The sequence below is a fragment of the Oleiphilus sp. HI0086 genome (genome assembly GCF_001635225.1).
The window spans coordinates 1-532 of sequence record NZ_LWFZ01000394.1; the positions used below are offsets into that span (position 1 = coordinate 1).

At 45.7% G+C, this 532-nt stretch carries 1 protein-coding gene; it reads right to left on the reverse strand.

The features are described from left to right. The coding region (locus tag A3756_RS04960; protein ID WP_255376505.1) for an acyl-CoA dehydrogenase family protein at positions 1 to 532 on the reverse strand (532 nt) is incomplete at both ends.

Here is a 532-nt window from a genome sequence, read left to right on the forward strand (position 1 = left end):
TTTGTTTAGCAATAATAATGCGCTGTATTTCACTGGAACCTTCGTAGATTGTTGTTACGCGTGCATCACGAGTAAGACGCTCTATAGGATAATCTTTAATATAGCCATTGCCTCCTAACAACTGCAGTGCTGTATAACAAGCTTTGTTGGCGGCTTCTGTTGAAAATAGCTTGGCCATTGATGCCTGTTTTGAAAACGGCGCGCCAGAATCTTTTGTGTAGGCCGCGCTCATAAGGAGCAAACGTGCAGCTTCTAGTTCTGTGTAGGTGTCCGCTAACATCCACTGGATACCTTGAAAGTTCGCGATTGCCTTGCCAAATTGCTCACGTTCTTTTGTGTATATCGTTGCATAGTCGATGGCTGCCTGAGCAATACCAAGTGCTAATGAGCCGACGCCTATTCTGCCGCCGGCCAGTTCGCCAACGGCGACACGATAGCCTTTGTTTAGATCACCCAAAAGTGCACTGTCATCAATGTTGCAGTTATCGAAACTAAGCTGACAAGTAGAAGAGGCTTTTTGTCCCATCTTTTG